Annotated in this window: 19 protein-coding genes; 8 read left to right on the forward strand and 11 right to left on the reverse strand. The window is 72.6% G+C overall.

Annotated features, from left to right (window positions below):
- Positions 1-597 precede the first annotated feature (597 nt).
- The 5 genes from ACFYT4_RS04230 to ACFYT4_RS04250 all read left to right on the forward strand — a co-directional run bounded on the left by ACFYT4_RS04230 (position 598) and on the right by ACFYT4_RS04250 (position 6,540).
- The gene (locus ACFYT4_RS04230; protein ID WP_389265075.1) at positions 598-2,322 is read left to right on the forward strand and encodes a dolichyl-phosphate-mannose--protein mannosyltransferase; all 1,725 of its coding nucleotides are present in this window, start codon (positions 598-600) and stop codon (positions 2,320-2,322) included.
- A 107-nt stretch (positions 2,323-2,429) separates the two neighbouring features.
- The gene (locus tag ACFYT4_RS04235; RefSeq protein ID WP_389265289.1) at positions 2,430-4,070 is read left to right on the forward strand and encodes a penicillin-binding transpeptidase domain-containing protein; all 1,641 of its coding nucleotides are present in this window, start codon (positions 2,430-2,432) and stop codon (positions 4,068-4,070) included.
- Between the two features lie 213 nt (positions 4,071-4,283).
- Entirely contained in the window at positions 4,284-4,772 is a 489-nt protein-coding gene (locus tag ACFYT4_RS04240) for a YbaK/EbsC family protein (protein ID WP_389265076.1), read from the forward strand.
- Positions 4,769-5,620, forward strand: a complete 852-nt coding sequence (locus ACFYT4_RS04245; RefSeq protein ID WP_389265078.1) for an EamA family transporter — start codon at positions 4,769-4,771, stop codon at positions 5,618-5,620. The genes ACFYT4_RS04240 and ACFYT4_RS04245 overlap by 4 nt, the downstream gene beginning before the upstream one ends.
- 110 nt (positions 5,621-5,730) lie before the next feature.
- Positions 5,731-6,540 (forward strand): SAM-dependent methyltransferase, encoded by an 810-nt coding sequence (locus ACFYT4_RS04250; protein WP_389265080.1) that lies wholly within the window; start codon positions 5,731-5,733, stop codon positions 6,538-6,540.
- A gap of 199 nt (positions 6,541-6,739) precedes the next feature.
- On the opposite strand, the gene ACFYT4_RS04255 is transcribed toward ACFYT4_RS04250, so the two are convergent.
- A complete protein-coding gene (locus ACFYT4_RS04255) occupies positions 6,740-8,077 on the reverse strand; it encodes a glycosyltransferase (protein ID WP_389265082.1) in 1,338 nt (445 codons plus the stop codon).
- 2 nt (positions 8,078-8,079) lie between these two features.
- Entirely contained in the window at positions 8,080-8,235 is a 156-nt protein-coding gene (locus ACFYT4_RS04260) for a hypothetical protein (protein ID WP_389265084.1), read from the reverse strand.
- Between the two features lie 208 nt (positions 8,236-8,443).
- On the opposite strand from ACFYT4_RS04260, the gene ACFYT4_RS04265 reads away from it, so the two are divergent.
- Together ACFYT4_RS04265 and ACFYT4_RS04270 are read left to right on the forward strand one after the other, a co-directional pair.
- Positions 8,444-8,863, forward strand: a complete 420-nt coding sequence (locus ACFYT4_RS04265) for a DUF2304 family protein (protein ID WP_389265086.1) — start codon at positions 8,444-8,446, stop codon at positions 8,861-8,863.
- 179 nt (positions 8,864-9,042) lie between these two features.
- Entirely contained in the window at positions 9,043-9,747 is a 705-nt protein-coding gene (locus tag ACFYT4_RS04270) for a glycosyltransferase family 2 protein (protein ID WP_389265088.1), read from the forward strand.
- Between the two features lie 298 nt (positions 9,748-10,045).
- Here ACFYT4_RS04270 and ACFYT4_RS04275 read toward each other — a convergent pair whose 3' ends face one another.
- The 8 genes from ACFYT4_RS04275 to ACFYT4_RS04310 all read right to left on the reverse strand — a co-directional run bounded on the left by ACFYT4_RS04275 (position 10,046) and on the right by ACFYT4_RS04310 (position 18,870).
- On the reverse strand, positions 10,046-11,965 hold the full coding sequence (locus ACFYT4_RS04275) for a DUF6541 family protein (protein ID WP_389265090.1): 1,920 nt from the start codon (positions 11,963-11,965) through the stop codon (positions 10,046-10,048).
- A gap of 200 nt (positions 11,966-12,165) precedes the next feature.
- Complete coding sequence (locus ACFYT4_RS04280; RefSeq protein WP_389265092.1) at positions 12,166-12,795, reverse strand: hypothetical protein; 630 nt, start codon at positions 12,793-12,795, stop codon at positions 12,166-12,168.
- Positions 12,796-13,043: 248 nt separating this feature from the next.
- Positions 13,044-13,874 carry a PIG-L deacetylase family protein gene (locus tag ACFYT4_RS04285; protein WP_389265094.1) on the reverse strand — a complete coding sequence of 277 codons (831 nt, stop codon included), beginning with the start codon at positions 13,872-13,874 and terminating at the stop codon, positions 13,044-13,046.
- Between the two features lie 51 nt (positions 13,875-13,925).
- A complete protein-coding gene (locus tag ACFYT4_RS04290; RefSeq protein WP_389265095.1) occupies positions 13,926-14,723 on the reverse strand; it encodes an SDR family NAD(P)-dependent oxidoreductase in 798 nt (265 codons plus the stop codon).
- A complete protein-coding gene (locus ACFYT4_RS04295; protein WP_389265097.1) occupies positions 14,720-15,883 on the reverse strand; it encodes a serine hydrolase domain-containing protein in 1,164 nt (387 codons plus the stop codon). Before ACFYT4_RS04295 ends, ACFYT4_RS04290 begins: the two co-directional genes overlap by 4 nt.
- A 289-nt stretch (positions 15,884-16,172) precedes the next feature.
- A complete protein-coding gene (locus ACFYT4_RS04300) occupies positions 16,173-16,934 on the reverse strand; it encodes an energy-coupling factor ABC transporter ATP-binding protein (protein WP_389265099.1) in 762 nt (253 codons plus the stop codon).
- Complete coding sequence (gene cbiQ / locus ACFYT4_RS04305; protein ID WP_389265101.1) at positions 16,919-17,683, reverse strand: cobalt ECF transporter T component CbiQ; 765 nt, start codon at positions 17,681-17,683, stop codon at positions 16,919-16,921. The genes ACFYT4_RS04300 and cbiQ overlap by 16 nt, the downstream gene beginning before the upstream one ends.
- A 2-nt stretch (positions 17,684-17,685) precedes the next feature.
- On the reverse strand, positions 17,686-18,870 hold the full coding sequence (locus tag ACFYT4_RS04310) for an energy-coupling factor ABC transporter permease (protein ID WP_389265291.1): 1,185 nt from the start codon (positions 18,868-18,870) through the stop codon (positions 17,686-17,688).
- A gap of 200 nt (positions 18,871-19,070) precedes the next feature.
- Between ACFYT4_RS04310 and ACFYT4_RS04315 the strand changes: the two genes are divergently transcribed.
- Positions 19,071-19,439, forward strand: coding sequence for an SsgA family sporulation/cell division regulator (locus ACFYT4_RS04315; protein WP_389265104.1), 369 nt, complete (start codon positions 19,071-19,073; stop codon positions 19,437-19,439).
- 224 nt (positions 19,440-19,663) lie between these two features.
- On the opposite strand, the gene ACFYT4_RS04320 is transcribed toward ACFYT4_RS04315, so the two are convergent.
- Positions 19,664-21,895, reverse strand: a complete 2,232-nt coding sequence (locus ACFYT4_RS04320; protein WP_389265293.1) for an MMPL family transporter — start codon at positions 21,893-21,895, stop codon at positions 19,664-19,666.
- Positions 21,896-22,038 lie beyond the last annotated feature (143 nt).

A 22,038-nucleotide genomic window follows, 5' to 3' on the forward strand; every position in this document is an offset into this window, starting at 1 on the left:
GTACCGGACCGGGCAGGCCCCGTACCCGCCCCTGTCGGCGTTTGCCCGGACCGGCGCTGTGCCGGAACGGGAGCGGGCACCCGCGCGGGCCGGAACGGGGCACGCGCCCGGACCGAAACCGGGCGCACGAGGTGCGCGCAGCCCCTGCGGGCCCCGGACCGGACACCCTCGGCCGGGAGCAGCCCACCCGTCCGGGCCTGGAGCAGGGCACGCGGTGCGCGGAGCCCCTCCGGGCCCGGGCCCGGACCGGACACCCGCGCGGTAACCGGAGCCAGTGCCGGTGGGCGCGGTGCGCGGAGCCGACGCGGGCCCCCGACGGCCCGGAACAGGCACCGGCCCGAGAACGGGCGCACATGCTCTCCGAGGCCCGGAGTCAGTGCACGCCCGTACCCCGCGACTGCCCCGGCCGGGACCGGCCCGGCGCACGCCCGGGCCCGGAGCCCGTGCGCTCAGGGCCCGGAACGGGCGCACGCCCGGAGCGCGCACCGGGCCCGCACCGGGCCCCGCACCGGCCCCGCGACGGCGCCCGGGCCGGTCGCGGGGTGGTCCTGGGGCCGGTCGCCCACCGATCACAGTGGCGTTCCCTACGATGGCGCGGTGACCAGTACCGCGCCACAGACCCGCCAGGGCGGGGACGCCGACCAGCAGCCGCCGGGCTGGCAGCGGCGGCTGCGCAGATTCGGCTACGCGCCCCGGCCCGTGATCGGGCTGCGTGAGCGCCTGGTGCCGCCCTACACCCGCCCCTCCCCGCGGCTGTGGTCGGTGCTGGGAGCGCCGCCGTCGCTGGTGGCGGCCCTGCTGCGGCTGGCCCCGTGGGGAGGTCCGCTGCTGGTCGCGCTGTTCGCGGGGATCCTGCGGTTCTGGAACCTGGGCTCGCCGAACGCGGTGATATTCGACGAGACGTACTACGCCAAGGACGCCTGGGCGCTGATCAACCAGGGGTACGAGGGCAACTGGCCGAAGAACGTCGACCAGAAGCTCATCGCCGACCCGTCGTCGGTCCAGGTCCCCACCGACCCCGGCTATGTGGTGCATCCGCCGGTCGGCAAGTGGTTCATCGGCCTGGGCGAGAAGATGTTCGACTTCACGCCGTTCGGCTGGCGGTTCATGGTCGCCCTGCTCGGCACCCTCTCGGTGCTGCTGCTCTGCCGGATCGGCCGCCGGCTGTTCCGCTCCACCTTCCTCGGCTGTCTCGCGGGTCTGCTGCTCGCCGTGGACGGGCTCCACTTCGTGATGAGCCGTACCGCGCTGCTCGATCTGGTGCTGATGTTCTTCGTGGTGGCGGCCTTCGGCTGTCTCCTCGTCGACCGGGACACGGTGCGCGCGAGACTCGCGGCGGCCCTGCCCACGGACGCGGAGGGTGTGCTGCGCCCCGATTCCGCGATCGCGGAGACCCTCCGTCTCGGCTGGCGCCCCTGGCGGATCGCGGCGGGCGTGATGCTGGGCCTGGCGGCGGGCACCAAGTGGAACGGCCTCTACTATCTGGCCGCGTTCGGGCTGCTGACGGTCCTGTGGGACGTGGGTGCGCGCCGGACGGCCGGCGCGGTCCGCCCGTACGCGGCGGTGCTGAGGAAGGATCTCGTCCCGGCCTTCGTGGCGACGGTGCCGGTGGCGCTGGTCACGTATGTGGCGTCCTGGTCCGGGTGGATCCTCACCGGCCGGGGCCACTTCCGGCAGTGGGCCTCCACCGGCCCGGGGCGGGAGACCGACTGGCCGTTCGTCCCGGACTGGATGCGCAGCCTGTGGCACTACGAGGCCGAGGTGTACCGCTTCCATGTGAACCTGACCTCCGGCCACCCCTACGAGTCCAATCCCTGGAGCTGGATCGTCATGGGCCGCCCGGTCTCGTACTACTACGAGAGTCCGGCGCCGGGCGTGGACGGCTGTCCCCGGGGGACGGCGGAGAAGTGCGCCAGCGAGGTCCTGGCCCTCGGCACCCCCCTGCTGTGGTGGGCGGGCTGCTTCGCCCTGTGTTACGTCCTGTGGCGCTGGCTCTTCCGCCGCGACTGGCGCGCGGGCGGGATCGCCTGTGCCGTCGCGGCCGGGTGGGTCCCCTGGTTCTTCTTCCAGGAGCGTACGATCTTCGTCTTCTACGCGGTCGTGTTCGTGCCGTTCCTCTGTCTCGCCGTCGCCATGATGGTCGGCGCGATGCTCGGGCCGCCCGGCAGCGACGAACGCCGGCGCGCGGTCGGCGCGATCGGCGCGGGCGTGCTGGTGCTGCTGATCATCTGGAACTTCATCTACTTCTATCCGATCTACACGGGCACCCCGATCCCGGTGGACGAGTGGCGGGACCGGATGTGGCTGGACACTTGGGTGTAGCGGTCCAGTAACGGTTCCGGCCGCGGCCCCTCCCGTCGCCTAGTGTGCGGGGGACACACACCTTGAACACGTTCAAGTGGCCGGGCTCCTGGGGAGGACCGCACACCATGCGCAGTGGGGCGAAAGTCGCTGTTGTCGGAAGTGTTTTTCTGGTGGTCGCCTCGGGCGTGGGGTACGGCGGCTACCAGCTCATCGGCGACATGACGGGCGGGAACGGGGCCGGCTCCACGTCCGGTGAGGGGAAGCGGCCGACGGGGCCGCCGAGCCCGGAGGAGATCAGCGAGACCTCCCGGGACTTCCTGGCGGCCTGGGCGGGCGGTGACGCGGCGGGCGCGGCCCGGCTCACCAACGACGCCGTGCGGGCGGAGCCGTCGCTCACCGGATACCGGTCCGAGGCGGGGGTCACCAAGGCCGTGATCACCCCGGGGCCGCCGCTCGGCACGAAAGTGCCGTTCACGGTCAAGGCGACGGTGACGTTCGGGGGACAGAGCAAGCTCTGGACGTACGCCTCCGAACTGACCGTGGTGCGCGGCCTGACCACCGGCCGGGCGCTGGTCGACTGGAAGCCCGCGGTCATGCACCCGATGCTGACGGCCGGCACCACGCTCAAAACCTCCGGGGCGTCGGCCCCGCCGATCAAGGCGGTCGACCGGGACGGGCGGGAGCTGACGAAGGAGAAGTACCCCTCGCTGGGGCCGGTCCTGGACGCGCTGCGCGCCAAGTACGGCCAGGCGGCGGGCGGTACGGCCGGGACCGAGCTGGTGGTCGCGTCCACCGAAGGGAAGGTGCCCGACCGGCCGCTGCTCACCCTCGCCCCGGGCACCGAGGGCAGGCTGGCCACCACGCTGGACGCGACGGTGCAGGCCGCGGCCGAGGCCGCGGTGAGCCGGTACTCCCAGGCGTCGGTCGTCGCGATCAGACCGAGTACGGGGGAGATCCTGGCGGTCGCCAACAAGCCCGCCGACGGCTACAACACGGCGATGCTGGGCGGCCAGGCGCCGGGCTCGACGATGAAGATCGTCAGCGCCGCGATGATGCTGGACAACGGGCTGGTGCAGGGGCCGGGTTCCCGGGTGGAGTGCCCGGCGACCGTGACCTGGATGGGCCGGACCATCCAGAACCTCGACAGGTTCTCCCTCACGAACCCGACGTTCGAGCAGAGCTTCGCCCGGTCCTGCAACACCACGTTCATCAAGGCCGTCAAACCGCTCGACGAGAAGGACCTCTCCGGTACGGCGCTGGGCGAGACCGCCCGCAAGTACTTCGGCCTCGGGCTCGACTGGCAGACCGGGGTGGTGAGCGCCGACGGCAAGGTGCCGGAGTCGTCCGGTCCGGAGACGGCCGCCTCCTACATCGGCCAGGGCCGGATCACGATGAACGCGCTCAACATGGCGTCCGTCAGCGCGACGGTGAAGAACGGCGGCTTCAAGCAGCCCGTCATCGTGCCGCCCGCGCTGGACGGCCGCGAGATCGCCCGTGCGCAGCCGATGCCGGGCTCCATGGCGGACACCCTGCGCTCGCTGATGCGGGCGTCGGCGGCCTACGGCACCGGCCAGGAGGCGATGTCGTCGGTGAGCGGGGACAAGGGCGCGAAGACCGGCTCGGCGGAGGTCGACGGACAGGGCTCCAGCAACAGCTGGTTCACGGGATACGCCGGTGATCTGGCCGCCGCGGCGGTCGTCCAGGCGGGCGGCCACGGCGGCGACGCGGCGGGCCCGGTGGTGGCGAAGGTCCTGCGGGCGCGGTGAGCCGGATGGCGCGGCCGGCGGCCGCGGACCGACACCGTGACGCGGGGTCCTCGGTGAGGTGAGCCGTACGGCCCGGTGCGGCCGGATCACCGGGCGCGGGCGGTGTCGTCGGCGGTACGGCCCGGGGCGCCGGATCGCGGTCGGGCCGGAGGTCCGCGGACCTCGGCGAATCCCCTCGCATGGCTTCTACAGCTACCGATACCGTGCCGCACCATGAGCACTCACGACACCGACGCCCACCCCCGTTTCGCCGCCGCCCTGCGAGAGCTGGGGCTCGATGTTCCGGTACGCCGGTTCCCGGACGCCACCCGGACCGCCGCCGAGGCCGCCGCCGCGATCGGCTGCGACGTCAGCGAGATCGTCAAGTCGCTGATCTTCGCGGCGGACGGGGTGCCGGTGCTGGTGCTGATGGACGGCTCGTCGCGGGTGGACGTCGAGCGGGTGCGGGAGGAGCTGGGCGCGCGGTCCGTCAAGCGCGCGGACGCCGATCTCGTACGGGAGACCACCGGTTACGCGATCGGGGGCGTACCGCCCTTCGGGCACGTCACCAGGACCACGGTGCTGGCCGACCGCGCGCTGCTGGACCACGCCGTGGTGTGGGCGGCGGCCGGAACCCCGCACACCGTCTTCCCCCTCGATCCCAAGACGCTGATCGCGCACGCGGGCGGCACGCTGGTGGATGTGCGGGAGCGCGGGAAGTGACACCGCTCGTGGCCGCGGCGGTCGTCCTGGCCGCGGTCGCCCACGCCGGCTGGAACGCCGTCGCCCACACCATCAGGGACCGGCTGACCGCCTTCACCCTCATCTCGGGCGGCGGGGCCCTGATGGGCGTGGCGCTCGCGTTCTTCACGCCCCTCCCCCGGGCCGGGGCGTGGCCGTATCTGATCGTCTCCGCGCTGCTCCACATCGGCTACCAGTGGCTGCTGATGACGTCGTTCAGCCTCGGCGACTTCGGCCAGATGTACCCGATCGCCCGGGGTACGGCTCCGCTGGCGGTGACCGCCGCCGCGGCGCTGTTCATCGGCGAGACGCTGAACGGACCGCAGCTCGCCGGGGTGATCATCGGCTCCGCGGGGCTGGTCGGTGTGGCGCTGTGGGGCATCAGGGACGCCGGGTCCCGGCCGAAGTGGCCCGCGCTCGCGACGGCGCTGGCGACGGGCCTGATGATCGCCGCGTACACGGTGGTGGACGGTGCCGGAGTCCGGGAATCGGGCTCGCCGCTCGGCTATCTCGCCTGGCTGCTGGTCCTCCAGGGCGGGCTGGTCCCCCTGTACGCCCTGGTGCGGCTGCGCGGCGGGTTCCTGCCCCGGCTGCGCCCGTACGCGGCCCGGGGGCTCCTCGGCGCGGCGGTCTCGACCGCCGCGTACGGACTGGTCCTGTGGGCGCAGACCCGCGCCCCGCTCGCACCGGTCGCGGCGCTGCGCGAGTCCTCGATCATCGTCGGCGCGGCGATCGGGGCGCTCCTGTTCAAGGAACGCTTCGGCGCACCGAGGATCGTGGCGGCGGGGCTGATGGTGGTGGGCATCGGGCTGATCCTGCGGGCGGGCTGAGCCAGGGCTCGACGGGAGCTTCAGGTGGTCCCGGATACGGCGATGGGCGGTCATCCGTCCGGGATGCCCCTACACTCCTGAACCATCCGCGAAACGACGGGAGTTGCGGTATGACACACGACGGCAGTGCGAGGGACCGGATCGACACGGGGCGCGCGCACTCAGCGCGTGTGTACGACTACATTCTGGGCGGAAAAGACCACTACCCGGTGGATGTGGAGGCGGGCGACGCGATGGTCGCCGAGTGGCCCTCCATGCCGGTGAGCATGCGTCAGAACCGGCTGTTCATGAACCGTGTGGCGCGCTATCTCGCGCGGGAGGCGGGGATCGGACAGTTCCTCGACATCGGGACCGGGCTGCCGACCTCCCCGAATCTGCACGAGGTGGTGCAGGAGGAGCGGCCGGACGCGTCGATCGTCTACGTCGACAACGACCCCATCGTGCTGGCGCACGCACAGGCGCTGCTCACCAGTTCCTCCCAGGGCCGTACCGCCTACGTCGACGCGGACATGCGCGACCCCGGGGCGATTCTGGAGTCCGAGGCGTTCCGCGAGGTCCTCGATCTGAAGCAGCCCGTCGCGCTCACGATCATCGCGATGCTCCAGTTCGTGCCCCCGCCGGACGACTACGCGCTGGTCCGGCGGCTGCTGGACCAGCTGCCCTCCGGGAGCTATCTGGCGATCTCCACGGTCACCGACGAGTTCGCCCCCGAGGAGATCAACCGGGTGATGGAGCTGTACCGGGGCCGGGGCATCCCGGTGGTCACCCGCGACCGCGAGCAGGTGGAGGCGTTCTTCGACGGGCTGGAGATGGTGGAGCCGGGACTGGCCCAGGTCCACCGCTGGCGCCCGGACCCGGAGCAGGAGTCCGTCGACACGAGCCAGGTCGGGATGTACGGGGCGGTGGCCCGCAAGCCCTGACGGCGGATGCGCCCGCGCCGGCCGAACCCCCGGCTCCCGCACCCCCGTTCCGTACGCGGTGACTCCCGCGAACCGTGAGTCGTGGCCCGACGAAACCGCGAGCCGTGGCCACGAGCCGTGGCCGTCGCACCAAGCACAGGAGCTCTGCCCGGTCCCGTACCGGGCAGAGCTCCTGTGCGCTGTGGAGCGGGCGCGGGTCCTACGCCCGCTGCACAGCGGCCTGCGCGCCCGTCAGGGAGACCTCGACGTTCTCGCGCGTGCCCCAGCCGTTGTCCTTGAGCGTGGCCAGCGAGTACAGGCGCACCCACAGCAGCAGCGTCAGATGCAGGAGCGCGTACAGGGGCGCGAGGAGGAAGGTGCCGAGGCGTTCGGGCCAGGGCATGCCGTTGGGGTGGTCGGATTCGAGGTAGCGGACGGAACGGGCGTAGCCCACGAGCATCGCGTAGACGAGGTAGAGCAGCAGGACATGCGCGTTCGCGTGGATGGGGGTGAGGACGAGGGCCATCAGCAGCAGGGTGGTGAACGTGATCCAGGAGCTGAGTTCGAGCAGGGAGAGCCAGAACGCGGGCCTGCGCGCGGGGGCGCTCTTCACCGCCCAGAGGGACTCGCGGACGAAGGACTTGTTCCAGCGGATCTGCTGGCGCAGATAGTGGCCGAGGGTCTCGGGGACGAGTGTCCAGGCGAGTGCCGTCGGCTGGAGGAGGACCCGGCCGTTCTGGAGGCAGTAGTTGGTCATCCGGCGGTCGTCGCCGAAGGTCGCCGCCCGGCCGAGGAAGCGCTGGGCGAGGAAGTCGTCGAGGTTGGCCCGGATGACGGACGCGCGGTAGAAGGCGAGCGAGCCGCAGCAGCACAGGACCGAACCGAGGAGCGAGTAGGCGGCCCGCTCGTAGAGGAAGGAGTTGGCGTAGCGCAGATCGATGAGCCGGGTGAGCAGATTCGTCCGGGCGTTGAGCGCGCCGACGATTCCGGTGACCGCGTTGACGTCGGCGTTGACGAAGGGGAGCGTGCCCTCGTCGACGGCGGACTCGTCGAGGACGGTGTCGGAGTCGATGCCGAGGTAGACATCGGCCTCGGGGTGCGCGCGGAAGGCGGCGGCGAGGGCGTGGCGCTTGCCCCGGTTGACGGGGAAGGCGATGACCTCGTAGCCGATTCCGGCGCGGGCGAACGACTCGGTGACCGCCGCGGAACGGGCGTGGTCGAGCGCTCGTGAGTCCGCGGAATGGTCGTCGACCACGACGAGGTGCTGCGGCGGCCTGGTCTGGCGGACCATGGATTCGAGGCAGCGGGCGAAGGTGGCCGGGTCCTCGTTGTACGCGGTGATCACGGCAACCACGTTCAGCGCCCGGGCGCGCTCGCGCTCGGCGGGGGTGGGAGTCTTCGGCCGGTGGAGCAGGGACGCGGTGAGCTTGGCGGCGAGCAGGACGAAAATCGCGATGCCGTAGAAGCCGGGGTCGGAGCCGTCCTCCAGATAGAGGACCAGACCGAGGGCGACGGCCATCGCGGTCGCGGAGGGCAGCCAGTTCAGGGGGAGTTTCACGGTCAGTACCGGTCCTGGGCGCGGCGGGCGTGGACGCGGGTCAGGACAAGACCCGCGCCCACGCTGACGAGCAGCAGGGCGATCAGCCACCAGGGCAGGACCACGGAGCCGATGACGAGCGCCCCCGAGCCCGTGGCGGCGAGATGATTGTCGTACACGAGATCCTCCACAGGCCTCGGAAGTTGAGCAACAGTGGGGAAAGCGGGCATATCTTTACACGCAGAATTTCGCCTTATGCCCCATTTACAGCGTTTGCGATATCCGGATAGGCCGGGTGGACGCACCTTCTGCGCCGTACGCCGGTACGCGGCGGGCCGATACGCGCGCCACCTTGCTGACGAACCGTCAAAAGCTAGAGTCGCCGCCGTGCGACTGGTCCTTCTCACCGCGGTGGTCGGCCTGGCGATCGTGGCCGGCCTCATCGAGTTACTGCGACGCCGACAGCTCCGCGAGAAGTACGCGGTGCTGTGGCTGGTCACGGGGGTGCTCGTGGTGGTGCTGGCCGCCTTCCCGAGCGGGCCCGACCTCGCCGCGCACGCCCTCGGTGTGGAGAACGGCGTCAGCCTGGTGCTGTTCCTCGGCGTTGTCTTCCTGCTCGCCGTCTGCGCCCAACTGACCTGGGAGGCGAGCCGGTTGGACGAGAAGACCCGCACCCTGTCCGAGGAGATCGCGCTCATCCGGCTGGAGCGGGAGGACGACCGGGTACAACGGCCCCGGCCCCAGCCCGAACCGGCCCTGCTGGTGCCCGAGCCCCGGCCCGACGGGATGCGCGGCTATGAGGAGTGAGGGGCGGTACGGACGGTCGCCGGTGCTGGTGCCGGCGCCGGGCGGTCGTCGGCGGTACGGAGCGGCCCGGCCGATTCCGGCCGGTGGCCGTCGTACCGGGGTGGCGGGGCCGGGCGGGGCGGCGCGGCGCGGGGGGTGCGACGGATCTCCCCCGGTGCCTTCGCCCGGGTGGCGCGGCCGTGAACGGTGAGCGGCGCGTTCTGGTCGTCGTACCGGCCCTGAACGAGGCCGCGTCCATCGGCGCGGTCGTCACCGAGGTGCGCGCCGCGCTGCCGTTCGCCGATGTGCTGGTGGTGGACGACGGCTCGGACGACGCGACGTCCGCCCGCGCGCACGCGGCCGGGGCGACCGTGGCCCGGCTGCCGTACAACCTCGGTGTCGGCGGGGCGATGCGCCTCGGCTACCGGTACGCGGCGGCGCGGGCCTACGACACGGTGGTACAGATCGACGCGGACGGACAGCACGACCCCCGCTATGCGCGGGCGCTGTGCGAGCGGCTCGACCGGGGCGCCGACCTGGTGATCGGGGCCCGGTTCGCCGGAGAGGGCGACTATGCCGTCCATGGCCCCAGGCGCTGGATGATGTTCCTGCTCAGCACGGCGCTGTCGGCACTGGCCGGGACCCGGCTGACCGATGTCACCTCGGGGATACGGGCCGTGTCCCGGCCGCTGGTGGAGGTGTTCGCGGCGCAGTACCCCGTGGAGTACCTCGGGGACACCGTCGAGACGCTGGCGATGGCGGCGCGGCGCGGTTTTTGCGTACGGCAGGTGCCCGTCGCCATGCGGGCGCGGACGGGCGGGCGGCCGAGCCAGCGGCCGTTGCGGGCCTGCCTGTTGCTGGCGCGGGCCGTGATGGTGCTGATGCTGGCGCTGATCCGGCGCTGAGGTGCTGATCCTGTTCCGGCGCTGATCCGGCTCCGGCGGTCGGGGCGTTCCGGGGTGGCACGGGGTGCTGCGGAGTACGTGCCGGAGGGCGTCCCGGCGATCACTGCCGGACGGTGTCCTTCCGGCGGCCTCCGCGCGGCTGCTTCCGAGCAGCGGCCTCCGCGCGGCTTCGGCCGAAGGGCCCGGTGCGGCTTCGGCCGAAGGGCCCGGTGCAAGTCCGGTGCGGGCCCGATCGGCGGTCACCGCGCGGGCCGGGCCCGGGCGTGGGTGCCGCCCCCGCCGCCGGCCGCCGCGCGGGTCAGGTGCCGTCGATGCGGTAGACCGTCGTGTCGTCCCGGCGGAACACCGTCGTCAGCCCGCGCCCTTCCGGCGGAAGCGCCAGATTCACCGGGGCGGCCAGCTGCGACACGCTGACGATGACGTACCGGATCCGGTACGCCTGGAGCCTGCTGAGCACGCTCGGATCCTCGCCCAGCCTCGGCAGATCGCGCAGGAGCTGATTGCGGCGGCCCTCCGCCCGGGTCGTGTACGCGTACGGCTGGAACGGCACCACACCATGGGTCGCGTACATCCATTCCGTGCCCTGCACCCAGTCGTTGAGTACCCGCTCACGCGGCCCGACCCGCTCCTTGAGCCAGCCGAACGCGGCGACCTCGCCGTCCGTCACCAGCGTCGGGCGGCGGGAGCCCGTCACATAGTCACGGGCGGCCGGAGCCTGACTGTCGTACCAGACGACCCCGCCCACGACCCCCCAGACGACGATCAGCAGGGCGGCCGTCCCGGGGTTCGGCCGCACGTCGCGGGCGGAGAGCGTACGGGCGGCGGCGGCCACCGCGGCGCCGAAGCCGACGGCGACCAGCAGCACCACCACCGGCAGCAGGCGGTACCAGTCCCCGTACCAGAGCCCGACGAGGGTCTCGCGGTACGGGGTCCTGGTGCCCGCGGCCACCACGTACAGTCCGCCGAACACGGTCGCCGTGAGCAGCGGCCACCACACACGACAGCGAACACCCAGCCACAGCAGGCCCGTCCAGCCGAGCGCCGTCGCGAGCAGTGTCGCGGAGAACAGCCCCGAGCCGCGCCCGCGCCAGTCGAGCAGGGCGAGATCGACGAGCCCGCCGCGCACGTCCGTGTACGCGGGCCGGTCGGTGCTGGTGATCCCCACGGCGGTGTCCAGACCGGAGAGGACCCACGGCAGCAGCGACACGAGCGCGAGCGCGGTGAAGCCGGTGATCCGGAGCAGGGCCCGGGTCCGCCGCGGCGAGCGGATCAGCACCCCCGCGAGGGCGAGCGCGGCCGGGACCGCCGCGCAGACCGCGGCGGCCGGGTGGGTCGCGAAGAGGCCCACCGTCGCGAACACCGCCGCGAGGACCAGCGCCACGGGGGCCGGGGCCGCTCCGGCACCCGACCGGGGCCCGCCCGGATGGTGGGCCCGCAGGATCAGGGCCAGCACGGCGGGGGCGAGCGCCAGGCCCGCGGCGTACGAGGGAATGGCGACGATCTTCGGCCCGAAGCTCGGAGCGAGCACCACCAGCGCGGCGGCGACGGGGGCGGCGAGCGGCAGCCGGGGCAGGACCCGGCGTACGAGGACGGCCACGCCCGTCGGGGCGGCGACGGCGGCGAGCAGGAACTGCACGGCGTTGACGGCCGGGACGACCGAGGTGGAGCCGGTCGCCGAGAGGGCCATGACGTTGTGCATGCCGATCGGGTAGTACTGGCGCACCCGGGGAGTCAGCGGGTCGAGCGGGACCAGATCCCAGGGCGCGCCGCTCTGGAGGTTCCGGACGCTCGCGACGACGTATCCGTGCCAGTTGAAGTCGTAGCTCTGGGGGACGCCGGTGAGCGCGGGCCACCACACCCAGGCCGCGAGCACCACGGTGGCTGCGGTGCCGATGAGGAGCGGGCGCCCCATCCCGGCGGCGGTCAGCGCGTTCGTACGGCGCTCGTCCCGTGCCGGCCGTCCCCCTTCCGTACGGCGCCCCTTGAGCAGCAGCAACAACGGCGCTGCCAGCAGCGTGGTCCACACCGCCCAGGTCAGCAGGGTGAAGCCGCCGAGCCCGCCCGGGGTCAGCGCCACGAAGGCCGTGAAGCCGACGGAGACCGGGGGTGCCATGGCGATCGCGGCCCCCCACGAGACGCGGGCGTAGCCGCGCAGAGCCACCAGCCCCGGGCCGTACAGCACCAGCACACCGATGACGAGGGCGCAGATCAGGAACATGCGGCACAGGATGCCGGGGGGACGGGCAGCTTGCGGCGCGGCTCGCGGTGGGGCGCGCACGCGCCACTCAGGCGGAGCTGACGGGGACGGACGGGGGACGAGCGGGGACGGACGGGCGCCCGGGTACGCGGACGCTCGGTACGGGTCGCGGGAACTCCGGCCGGCCGCCCCACGGGTGACGGGGACGGGTGACGTCCCGGTCAGTCCAGCGTGTTGGAGAGGCTCACATAGATCCGGACCCTCCGCTCGTCGGAGTCGTCGACCCCGATGCACAGGTCGCGCCGGTCCAGCAGCCAGCCGTTGGCACGGCAGGTCTCGTGCGGACGGTCGAGCGTGCGGATGATCTCCTCGCGGGAGAGTCCCGTCGTACTGCCGATCTCCAGCTGGCGGAAGCAGCTCCCCGAGCCGCAGCTGCTGTGATGCCCGACCACCGTGAGCCCGGGCGGCAGCGGCGGGACGGCACGCATGGGCGGCAACGACGCCTCCAGCGCCAGCGAGTACAGCACCGAGCCGCAGACGGTGAGCGCGAGCTGGACGCCCACCAGACCGACGGCCTTGCTCCTGCGGCGGGCCCACACCTCGGGCCCTTGGCCCGCGTACCGGCCTTCGAGGGTGGTGCCGACGGCGAGGAGCAGCGCCGCGCAGACCGCGTACACGAGATGGGCGTCCGCCCGGTAGGTGGGGATCCAGCCGTGCTGCACGGCCACCAGCACCACCGCACCGGTCAGCAGCACGGCGCCGACCGGCGGTCCGATCCGGCGGGTCCGCGCCAGCAGCCACCAGGCGACCAGCGGTACGGCGGCATACAACAGGCCCAGAGCGACCCACATACGGCGCACCTCCAGCGGCGGACTACGGGCGGTCGAAGACGTCTGCGACACGGCGTGGGACGTCCGGAATCCGTCGTCCGGTTCCCGCGCCGGGCAGTTCGGCGGGGCCGGGCCGGTTGCGGCCGGCCCCTGCCACGGGCCGACGGCGCCGACGCGGCGGCCCCGCACCCCGCCCGGCACCCTGCCCGGCGGGCTCCGGACCACGGTCTGCGGTCTGCGGTCTGCGGTCTGCGGTCTGCGGTCTGCGGTCACGGTCTCCGGGTCCCGCTCCGGGTCCCCGGCTGGGTCGCGGGCCGGAAGACATCGGCGCCCACGGCCGTGCCCGGGGGACGCGGCGCCCCCGACTCCGCGTACCACTCCCGCCCGAGCACCAGAGCGAACACCGGCACCGGGAGCCGTACCAGGACCCGCATGACCGGGGCCAGACGGCCGTTCCCCGTCACCTCGGAGCGGTGCGCGGCGATCGCCGCCCGCTTCTGCCGCGCGAACGGCCGGACATCGATCACGTGCGTGATGGCCGAACGCGGGCTGTAGGCGGCCCGCAGGGCCTCGGGATCGTAGCGGAACGGAATCCGCAGCATCCGGATCAGCCTCACCAGGCGGACGACCGCATCACGCGGCATCGTCGCCTCCAGCACCCGTGCGACTCCCGCCAGTTCGGCCGCGCGCCTGCCCACGTGGTGCACCTTGATGTGATCGCGGTGGCCGTAGCCGCCGTTGGGGTCGTAACCGAGGAGCACGTCCACCCGCTCCTCACGCAGCACCCGCGCCAGTCGCCCGACGGCCTCCTCCGTGTCCGCCCGCGCGAAGCGCACTCGCCCCGGCGGGTCCGGGTGGAGCACCGGGCCGTGTCCGCTGTCCGCGTACCCCAGATGCACCACACGGTGCACCCCGAGCACGTCGGCACTCGCCCGCAGCTCCGTCATGCGCCCGGACTCCCCCTCCGTGGCGGCGCCCATGTGGTCGGTGGCCACCACGATCACCACCCGATGCCCCTCGGCGGCGGCACGCGCGAGGGTCCCACCGGTCATGAGCGCTTCGTCGTCGGGGTGAGCGTGAAAAGCCAGCAGGGTCGCCATCTCCTCATCCTGACGGGGACGGCCGGGACGCGGAGGCTCCCCGAAGCCCCTTTACGAATCCGTCTCCGCCTCGACCGCCGCGATCGTCGTGCCGAACGAGGTGTTCACCGCCAGCAGGCCGCCGTCGACGCGGAGGGTCGTGCCGGTGATCCAGGACGCGTCGGAGGAGGCGAGGAAGGCGACGGCCGCCGCGATGTCTGAGGGCTCGCCGACGCGGCCGAGGGGGTAGAGGTCCGCGAGGGCGCCGAGGACCTTGTCGCGGCCCTCCCAGCCGCGGGTGCGGATCGTGCCGGGGTTGACCTGATTGACGCGGACGCCGCGGGGGCCCGCGTCGCCCGCGAGGGTGCGGGTGAGGGAGGCGAGGCCCGCCTTGGCGGCGCTGTAGGCGTGGTTGCCGAAGTCCTGTTCGCCGTTGACGGAGCCGATGTTGACGATCGCGCCCCGGCCCGACGCCTCCAGCGCGGGCAGCGCGGCGCGGGCGCAGTGGAAGGCGCCGGTGAGGGTGATGTCGAGGTCGCGCTGCCAGGTGTCGTCGGGCTGGTCCTCGAAACGCGGGGTGTCGGGGGCGCACGAGAAAGCGTTGTTGACGAGGACGTCGAGAGTGCCGAAGCGTTCGACGGCGTACGCGACGGCCGCCTCCACCTGCGTACGGTCGAAGACATCGCAGACGGTGAACTCCGCTCCGGGGATGGTCCCCGCGGTGCGTGCCCCGGCCTCGGTGTCGACGTCCGTCACGAGGACCCGCGCGCCCTCCGCGGCGAGCCGCCGGGCGATGGCCTCGCCGATGCCGCGCGCCGCGCCCGTGATCAGCGCACCATGGCCGTGGAAACGTGTCACCCCAGGAGTCATAGGGCCGACCGTACCGCCCTGATCAGCGCCTGGGCACGCGGATCGGCCGTCACTCCCTTGCGCAGACCGTTGGTCACATAGCCGAACGCGATCCCGGACTCCGGGTCGGCGAAGCCGAGGGAGCCGCCGCGGCCGGGGTGGCCGAAGGAACCCGGGCCCAGCAGGGGCGCGGCCGGGCCGTGGAGCATGAAGCCGAGGCTGAAGCGGGTGGGCACGACGAGGACCCGGTCGGGGCCCGCCGACTCCTCCGTGCGGGCGAGGGCGAGCGTGGCGGGGGCGAACAGCCGGGGGCCGCCGTCGACCTCGCCGATCGTGGCGGCGTAGAAGCGGGCGAGCGCGCGGGCGGTGGAGATGCCGCCGGACGCGGGGAGTTCGGCGGCGCGGTAGGCGGGATCGTTCTCGTCGGGCAGCGGGGTGACGGCCCCGAAGGCGCGGCGGGTGAGCGAGCCCGGGTCGCGGTACGCCTCGGCCACGGACCGCTTGGGGCGCAGCCGCAGTCCCCCGCCCTCGGCGGCCGGCGGCTCGTCGACGGGTCCAATCCGGCCGACGCGGCCCGCCTCCTCCTCCGGCAGCCCGATCCAGAAGTCCAGGCCGAGCGGGCGGGCGATCTCCTCGGCGACCCAGCGGCCGATGCCGCGTCCCGTGACCCGGCGGACGAGTTCGGCGGTCAGCCAGCCGTAGGTCTGCACGTGGTAGCCGTGGTCGGTGCCGGGTTCCCACACCGGGCTCTGCGCGGCGAGCGCGGCCGGACCGCTGACACCGTCGGCGGCCTCGGCGGGGGTGAGGGGGTGGTCGAGGACGGGCAGCCCGGCGCGGTGCGAGAGCAACTGCCGTACGAGGACACGCTCCTTGCCCGCCGCCTTGAACTCGGGCCAGTAGGTGCCGACCGGGGCGTCCAGATCGATCTGCCCGCGTTGGTGGAGCAGGAGGACGACGGCCGCGGCGACCCCCTTGGTGGCGGAGCGGACGATCTGCGCGGTGTCGACGGCCCAGGGCGCCGGGCCGTCGACGTCGCGGGTGCCCGCCCACAGATCGACGGCCTTGTGCCCGTGGCGGTAGACGGCGACGGCCGCTCCCCGGTCGCCGCGCTGCTCGAAGTTGCGGACAAAAGCGTCCCTTACGGGCTCGAAGCCCTCCGCCACCGTGCCCCGCACGTCCACTGTGCCTGTCCTCCCGCTCCCGTTCGTCCCCCCATGGTGCAACGGCCGCGGGAGTTCAATCCTTCCAGGTCAGCTCAGCATGACGGATGCGCCGGCGGTGTCGCGGACGGCGTGTGGCGCGGTACGCGGGTCCGGGGCCGGAGGGTAGGCGCTCGGGACGGGAGGGTACGGGCGCGGGGCGGGCGCGGCGGGGCCGGTTCCGGACGGCCGAACGCGGCTCGGGGCCGGATGCGGGGGTCCGGGGGCCTGGAGTCGGAGGGCCGGGGGCCGGGGCGCACTCGACCCGTGTTCACGCTCCCGTGGGCACGGACCGCGGATCGAACCCGAACGGCAGCTCCAGCCGGTGGGCCCGCATCAGCTCCTCGTCGCTCAGCAGCTCCCGGGTGGGCCCGTCCGCCGCGATCACCCCCTCGCTGAGGATCACCGAGCGCGGGCACAGCTCCAGCGCGTACGGGAGATCGTGCGTCACCATCAGCACGGTCACGTCCAACGATCGCAGGATGTCGGCGAGTTCACGCCGGGACGCCGGGTCGAGATTGGAGGAGGGCTCGTCGAGCACGAGGATCTCCGGCTCCATCGCGAGCACGGTGGCGACCGCGACCCGGCGGCGCTGCCCGAACGAGAGATGGTGCGGCGGCCGGTCCGCGTACTCCTCCATGCCGACCCGTTCGAGCGCGCCCGCGACCCGGGCTTCCAGGTCCGGGCCGCGCAGCCCGGACGCGGCCGGGCCGAACGCGACGTCCTCGCGGACCGTCGGCATGAACAACTGGTCGTCCGGGTCCTGGAAGACGATGCCGACCCGGCGCCGGATCTCGGCGAGGTTCCGCCCGGCGACCGGCAGGCCCGCGACGGTGACGGTGCCGAGACCGCCGCCGAGAATGCCGTTGAGGTGGAGTACGAGGGTGGTCTTGCCCGCGCCGTTGGGGCCGAGCAGGGCGACCCGCTCACCGCGCGCGACGGCCAACTCCACGCCGAAGAGCGCCTGATGGCCGTCGGGGTAGGCGTAGGCGAGACCGCGTACGTCGAGGGAGAGGGTCACAGGGTCCACCATCCCAGGAGACAGACGGCGAGCGCGCAGACGGGGAGGGCGGCCGCGGACGACCACTGGGCCCGGGAGGCGGCCACCTCGTCGATCACGGGCATCGTGCCGGTGTAGCCACGGCTGATCATCGCCAGATGCACACGCTCACCGCGTTCGTAGGAGCGGATGAAGAGGGCCCCGGCCGAGGCGGCGAGAACGCCCCAGTGCCGTACGCCCCTGGCCTCGAAGCCGCGGGAGCGGCGGGCGATCGACATCCGGCGCATCTCGTCGGTGACGACGTCGCCGTAGCGGATCATGAAGGACGCGATCTGCACCAGCAGCGGCGGCAGCCGGAGCCGCTGGAGGCCGAGGAGCAGGGCGCGCAGTTCGGTGGTGGAGGCGAGGATCACGGACGCGGCGACGCCGAGGGTGCCCTTGGCGAGGATGTTCCACGCGTCCCACAGGCCCGGGACGCTCAGCGACACCCCCAGCACGGTCGTCCGCCCGCCGGGGACGACGAACGGCATGAGCAGCGCGAAGGCCACGAACGGGATCTCGATCAGCAGCCGCTTGAGCAGAAAACCCGGCGGGATGCGGGCGACGGCCGCGACCGCGGCGAGCAGCACCGCGTACAGCCCGAAGGCCCACATCGCCTCGCGCGGGGTGGAGACCACGGCCAGGACGAAGCAGAGGACGGCGACGAGCTTGCAGTGCGGGGGAAGGCGGTGCACCGGGGTGTCACCGGGGCGGTGGAGCCTGTGGCCGTGTCCGGCGCCCACGGTCAGCCCGTCGCGTCCGGTACGCGGGGGGATTCGTCCGCTCCCCGGTCCGTACGGCGCCGGCGGACCACGGCGTAGAAGACACCGCTGCCGACCGCGACCGTGGCGGCGACGCCGATGACGCCCGCGAGGCCGCCGGAGATCCGGGCGTCGGTGACGTCCTCGATTCCGTAGTCGGCGAGCGGGGAGTCGGCGGCGGCGTGCTCCCGGACCTTCCGGTCGATGCCCTGGTCGGCGGCGACCTTCTCCAGGCCGTCGGGGCTGGCGGAGGCGTAGAAGGAGACGAAGCCCGCGAGGACGAGGGCGGTGACGAGGCCGGTCACCCACACGGCGCGCGGGGAGCGGGCGGGGGTGCTCGCGGGGTCGGGGGCCGGTCCTGTGACGGGGGCGGGGTCGGGGTCGGTCCCGGGTGCGCGTGTCGTCGGGTCGGAGGTGGTTGCCGTGGGGGCGGTCGCGGTGGGGGCGGCTTCGACGGGCCGGCCGCCGACCCGGAGGACGAGCGGGGTGCTCAGCCCGCGGGCGCCGTGGACCAGATCGGGGCGTACGGCGATGACCGCGCCGACCGTCAGCATGGTGATCACGGCCTCTCCGATGCCGATGAGGACATGGACGCCGACCATGGCGGTGAGGACCTTGCCGATCGGTACGTCGGTGGTTCCGCCGATCGCGTACAGCAGGGTGAAGGCGGCGGCCGACGCCGGTACGGACACGAGCGCGGCGGCGAACGCGGCGGCGGTGACCGTGCGGCGGCCCGCCGGCAGAAGAGCGAGCAGGGCGCGGAAGAGGCCGTGGGCCACGAGGACGGTGACCACGCCCATGACGGTGATGTTCACGCCGAGCGCGGTCAGGCCGCCGTCGGCGAAGAGGATGCCCTGCATCAGCAGGACGACGGATATGCACAGGACCCCGGTCCAGGGCCCGACGAGGATCGCGGCGAGCGCGCCGCCGAGGAGATGGCCGCTGGTGCCCGCGGCCACGGGGAAGTTCAGCATCTGTACGGCGAAGATGAACGCGGCGACGAGTCCGGCGAGGGGCGCGGTCCGTTCACCGCCCGTTCCGGTGGCCGCCGCCAGTCCCCCGCTCAGCTCCCGGCGGGCTCCCCGGAGGCTGACGGCGACGGCCCCGGCGGCCAGGACGCCGGCGGCAACCGATACGGGCGCGTTGATGAATCCGTCGGGAACATGCATGGCGGGCTCCGCTTCGGCAAGACGGAAGGACGGAAAGGGCGGCAGGGAGAACAGCTCCGGCTGTCCCGTTGCATGACTGCCCATGTTTCTGCCCTCCTGCACATGACTTGCAAGAGCGTCTCCGTCACAGCTACCGATCGAACCCCTGGCCAAAATATGGGACATTAGATGACAAAGAAGACGAGTGTGAGGAGCGAGCGATGTCCGCGGACGCCGTCGAGGACCACGCATGGGCCCGGATAGTCACCGACGCTCCCCAGTACCGGCCGGTCCGTGTATCGATGTCCTACGAGCCCGCCGAGGACCCGAAGGCGGTGCGCTTCGCCTTTCCCGGCGGAATGGGCTGGACGTTCCCGCGCGAGTTGCTGGAGACGGGGCTGCGGGCCCCCGCCCGCATCGGTGATGTGGAGGTCTGGCCGTGCGGCCGGGTGCAGGCGGTCATGGAGTTCCACAGTCCGGACGGAGTGGCGGTGGTGCAGTTCGACTCGAACGTGCTGGACCGCTTTCTGCGGCATACGTATGCGGCGGCGGGCGCGGGTGCGGGTGCGGCGGATCACCTGAGCGCCTGAGCCCTGCCGTTGGCCTCCGGCGGCGGGCAAGCCGGGTGGCGTGACAGTCGCCCGCCCGGGCAAGCCGCTTGCGGGGCTCCGCCCCGGACCCCGCGCCTCAAACGCCGGCGGGGCTGGAATTGCCCCCCACGCACCCGAGCGCCGCGTAGACCGCGCCTCAAACCAAACGCGTGGTGGCCGGCCCCGTCCAGGAAGACAGAGTCGGCCACCACGCGTGTGCAGGGTCAGACGCGGGTCAGTTCGCGGTCCGCGTGCGGGTCGTCGGGGTCGGCGGTCAGGTGCTTCTGGAGCTTCTCGCCCTCGACGTCCACATTGGGCAGCACGCGGTCCAGCCAGCGCGGCAGCCACCACGCCTTGTGGCCCAGGAGTGCCAGGACCGCGGGGACGATCGTCATCCGGACCACGAAGGCGTCGAAGATCACCGCGATGGCGAGCGCGAAGCCCACCATCATGACCATCTGCTCGCCCGAGCCGATGAAGCCGGCGAAGACACCGACCATGATCACCGCGGCCGCGGTGACCACCCGCGCACCGTGGTTGAAGCCGGTGACGACCGCCTCGCCGGGCCGTTCGCCGTGGATGTACGCCTCCCGCATCCGGGTCACGAGGAAGACCTCGTAGTCCATCGCGAGACCGAAGACCACACCCACCATGAAGATCGGCATCATCGACATGATCGGGCCGGGCTGCTCCACATTGAAGAGCGAGGCGAGCCAGCCCCACTGGTAGACGGCGACCACCGCGCCCAGCGCCGCGAGGACGGAGAGCAGGAAGCCGAGGGCCGCCTTCAGCGGGACCAGGATCGAGCGGAACACCAGGACCAGCAGCAGGAACGCGAGTCCGACGACGAGCGCCAGATACGGCACCAGGGCGTCGTTCATCTTCTGGGAGAAGTCGATGTTCATCGCGGTCATACCCGTGACCAGCACGGTCGCACCGGTGTCGGACTTCACCGCGCTGTTGATGTCCCGGATGTCGTGGACCAGGTCCTCGGTCTTGAGCGAGGACGGCCGGTCCTCGGGCACCACGTTGATCATTCCGGTGTCGCCCGCCTTGTTGAGCGGGCCGGGAGCGACCGCGGCGACGCCGTCCAGCTTCTCGATCCGCTTGGCGACCTCGTCGACGGCTCCCTTGGCGTCCTCGCTCTTCGCGGCGTCCACGACCACCGTCAACGGACCGTTGAAGCCCGGCCCGAAGCCGTCGGAGAGCAGGTCGTACGCCTTGCGCTGGGTGGACGCGGGAGAGGACGAGCCCTCGTCGGGCAGGCCCACTTCCAGCGACGACGCGGGCAGCGCGATCACGCCGAGGCCCACGACACCGGCGAGCAGCACGGCGACCGGGCGGCGCAGGACGAAGCGCGCCCAGCGGGTGCCCATGTTGGGCTTGCCCGCGGTGACCGCCTGGGCGGCGGCCGAGTGGGCTCCGGCCTTGGCCGCCTTGCGGGCCTTGCGGCCGAGCACCTTGTCGCCCGCGAAGCCGAGCAGCGCCGGGATCAGGGTGAGCGCGATGACGACGGCGATCACGACCGTACCGGCCGCGGCGAAGCCCATCTTGCTGAGCAGCGGGATGTTGACGACGGCCAGACCGGAGAGGGCGATGACGACGGTCAGACCGGCGAAGACGACCGCGGAGCCGGCGGTGCCGGTGGCCCGGCCTGCCGCTTCCTCGGGGCTGTGGCCCTCGGCCCGTTCGGCCCGGTAGCGGGAGACGATGAAGAGGGCGTAGTCGATTCCGACCGCCAGACCGATCATCATGGCCAGCATGGAGGTGGTGGAGCCGAGTTCGAGGACGTTCGCGAGCGCCGTGATGGAGGAGATGCCGACGCCGACGCCGATGAGCGCGGTGAGCAGCGGCAGACCGGCGGCGATCAGCGAGCCGAAGGTGATCACCAGGACGACCGCGGCGATCGCGATACCGATCATCTCGGTGGAGGCCGCGTGCTCCTCCGCCATGGCGGCGTCGCCACCGATCTCCACGGTGAGCCCGGAGTCACGCGCGGTGTCGCCCGACTCCTTCAGCACGTCCCTGGCCTTGTCGGTCAGCTCCATGCCGGTGACCTTGTAGGTGACCAGGATGTACGCGATGTCGCCGTCCTTGGAGACCGCGGCGGCGCTGTACGGGTCGGCGACACTGGCGACCTGGGGCGACTTCTGGAGGTCCGTGACCGCCTTGGTGACCTCCGCCTTGTTCTCGGCGTCGGTCATCTTCTGGCCGTCGGGCGCCTTGAAGACGATCCGGGCGGTGGCTCCGTCGGCGCCACCGCCGGGGAACCGCTGCTCCAGAAGGTCGAACGCCTTCTGGGACTCGGTGCCCGGCAGGGCGAAGCCCGGTTCCTTGGGGGTGGACGCGGCGGAGGCACCGACTCCGGCGAGCACCAGCAGTGCCACCCAGACAAGTGCGACGATTCGGCGGCGCAGAAAGGCGAGCCGCCCGAGTTTGTAGAGGAACGTGGCCACGAGGGCGTACTCCCGTTGGTGAGACGACATGGGCAGGGGGAGTCGGCCCGACGACGAGAGCGGCGCGCGTCAGGTGTTTCTGGTGTTACGGATGGTGCAAAGGCGAGCGGGCGTGTCCGGGGAGGACGGCCGGGAAGCCTGGG

It is taken from the genome of Streptomyces sp. NPDC004609, from assembly GCF_042873655.1.
Classification (GTDB): Bacteria; Actinomycetota; Actinomycetes; order Streptomycetales; family Streptomycetaceae; genus Streptomyces.

Bases quoted from the DNA above. Each gene is read 5' to 3' on its own strand.
- ACFYT4_RS04235 (WP_389265289.1), top strand. From the start codon at position 2,430: ATGCGCAGTGGGGCGAAAGTCGCTGTTGTCGGAAGTGTTTTTCTGGTG.
- ACFYT4_RS04240 (WP_389265076.1), top strand. From the start codon at position 4,284: ATGAGCACTCACGACACCGACGCCCACCCCCGTTTCGCCGCCGCCCTG.
- ACFYT4_RS04250 (WP_389265080.1), top strand. From the start codon at position 5,731: ATGACACACGACGGCAGTGCGAGGGACCGGATCGACACGGGGCGCGCG.
- ACFYT4_RS04275 (WP_389265090.1), bottom strand. From the start codon at position 11,965: ATGTTCCTGATCTGCGCCCTCGTCATCGGTGTGCTGGTGCTGTACGGC.
- ACFYT4_RS04280 (WP_389265092.1), bottom strand. From the start codon at position 12,795: ATGTGGGTCGCTCTGGGCCTGTTGTATGCCGCCGTACCGCTGGTCGCC.
- ACFYT4_RS04285 (WP_389265094.1), bottom strand. From the start codon at position 13,874: ATGGCGACCCTGCTGGCTTTTCACGCTCACCCCGACGACGAAGCGCTC.
- ACFYT4_RS04290 (WP_389265095.1), bottom strand. From the start codon at position 14,723: ATGACTCCTGGGGTGACACGTTTCCACGGCCATGGTGCGCTGATCACG.
- ACFYT4_RS04300 (WP_389265099.1), bottom strand. From the start codon at position 16,934: ATGGTGGACCCTGTGACCCTCTCCCTCGACGTACGCGGTCTCGCCTAC.
- ACFYT4_RS04310 (WP_389265291.1), bottom strand. From the start codon at position 18,870: ATGCATGTTCCCGACGGATTCATCAACGCGCCCGTATCGGTTGCCGCC.
- ACFYT4_RS04315 (WP_389265104.1), top strand. From the start codon at position 19,071: ATGTCCGCGGACGCCGTCGAGGACCACGCATGGGCCCGGATAGTCACC.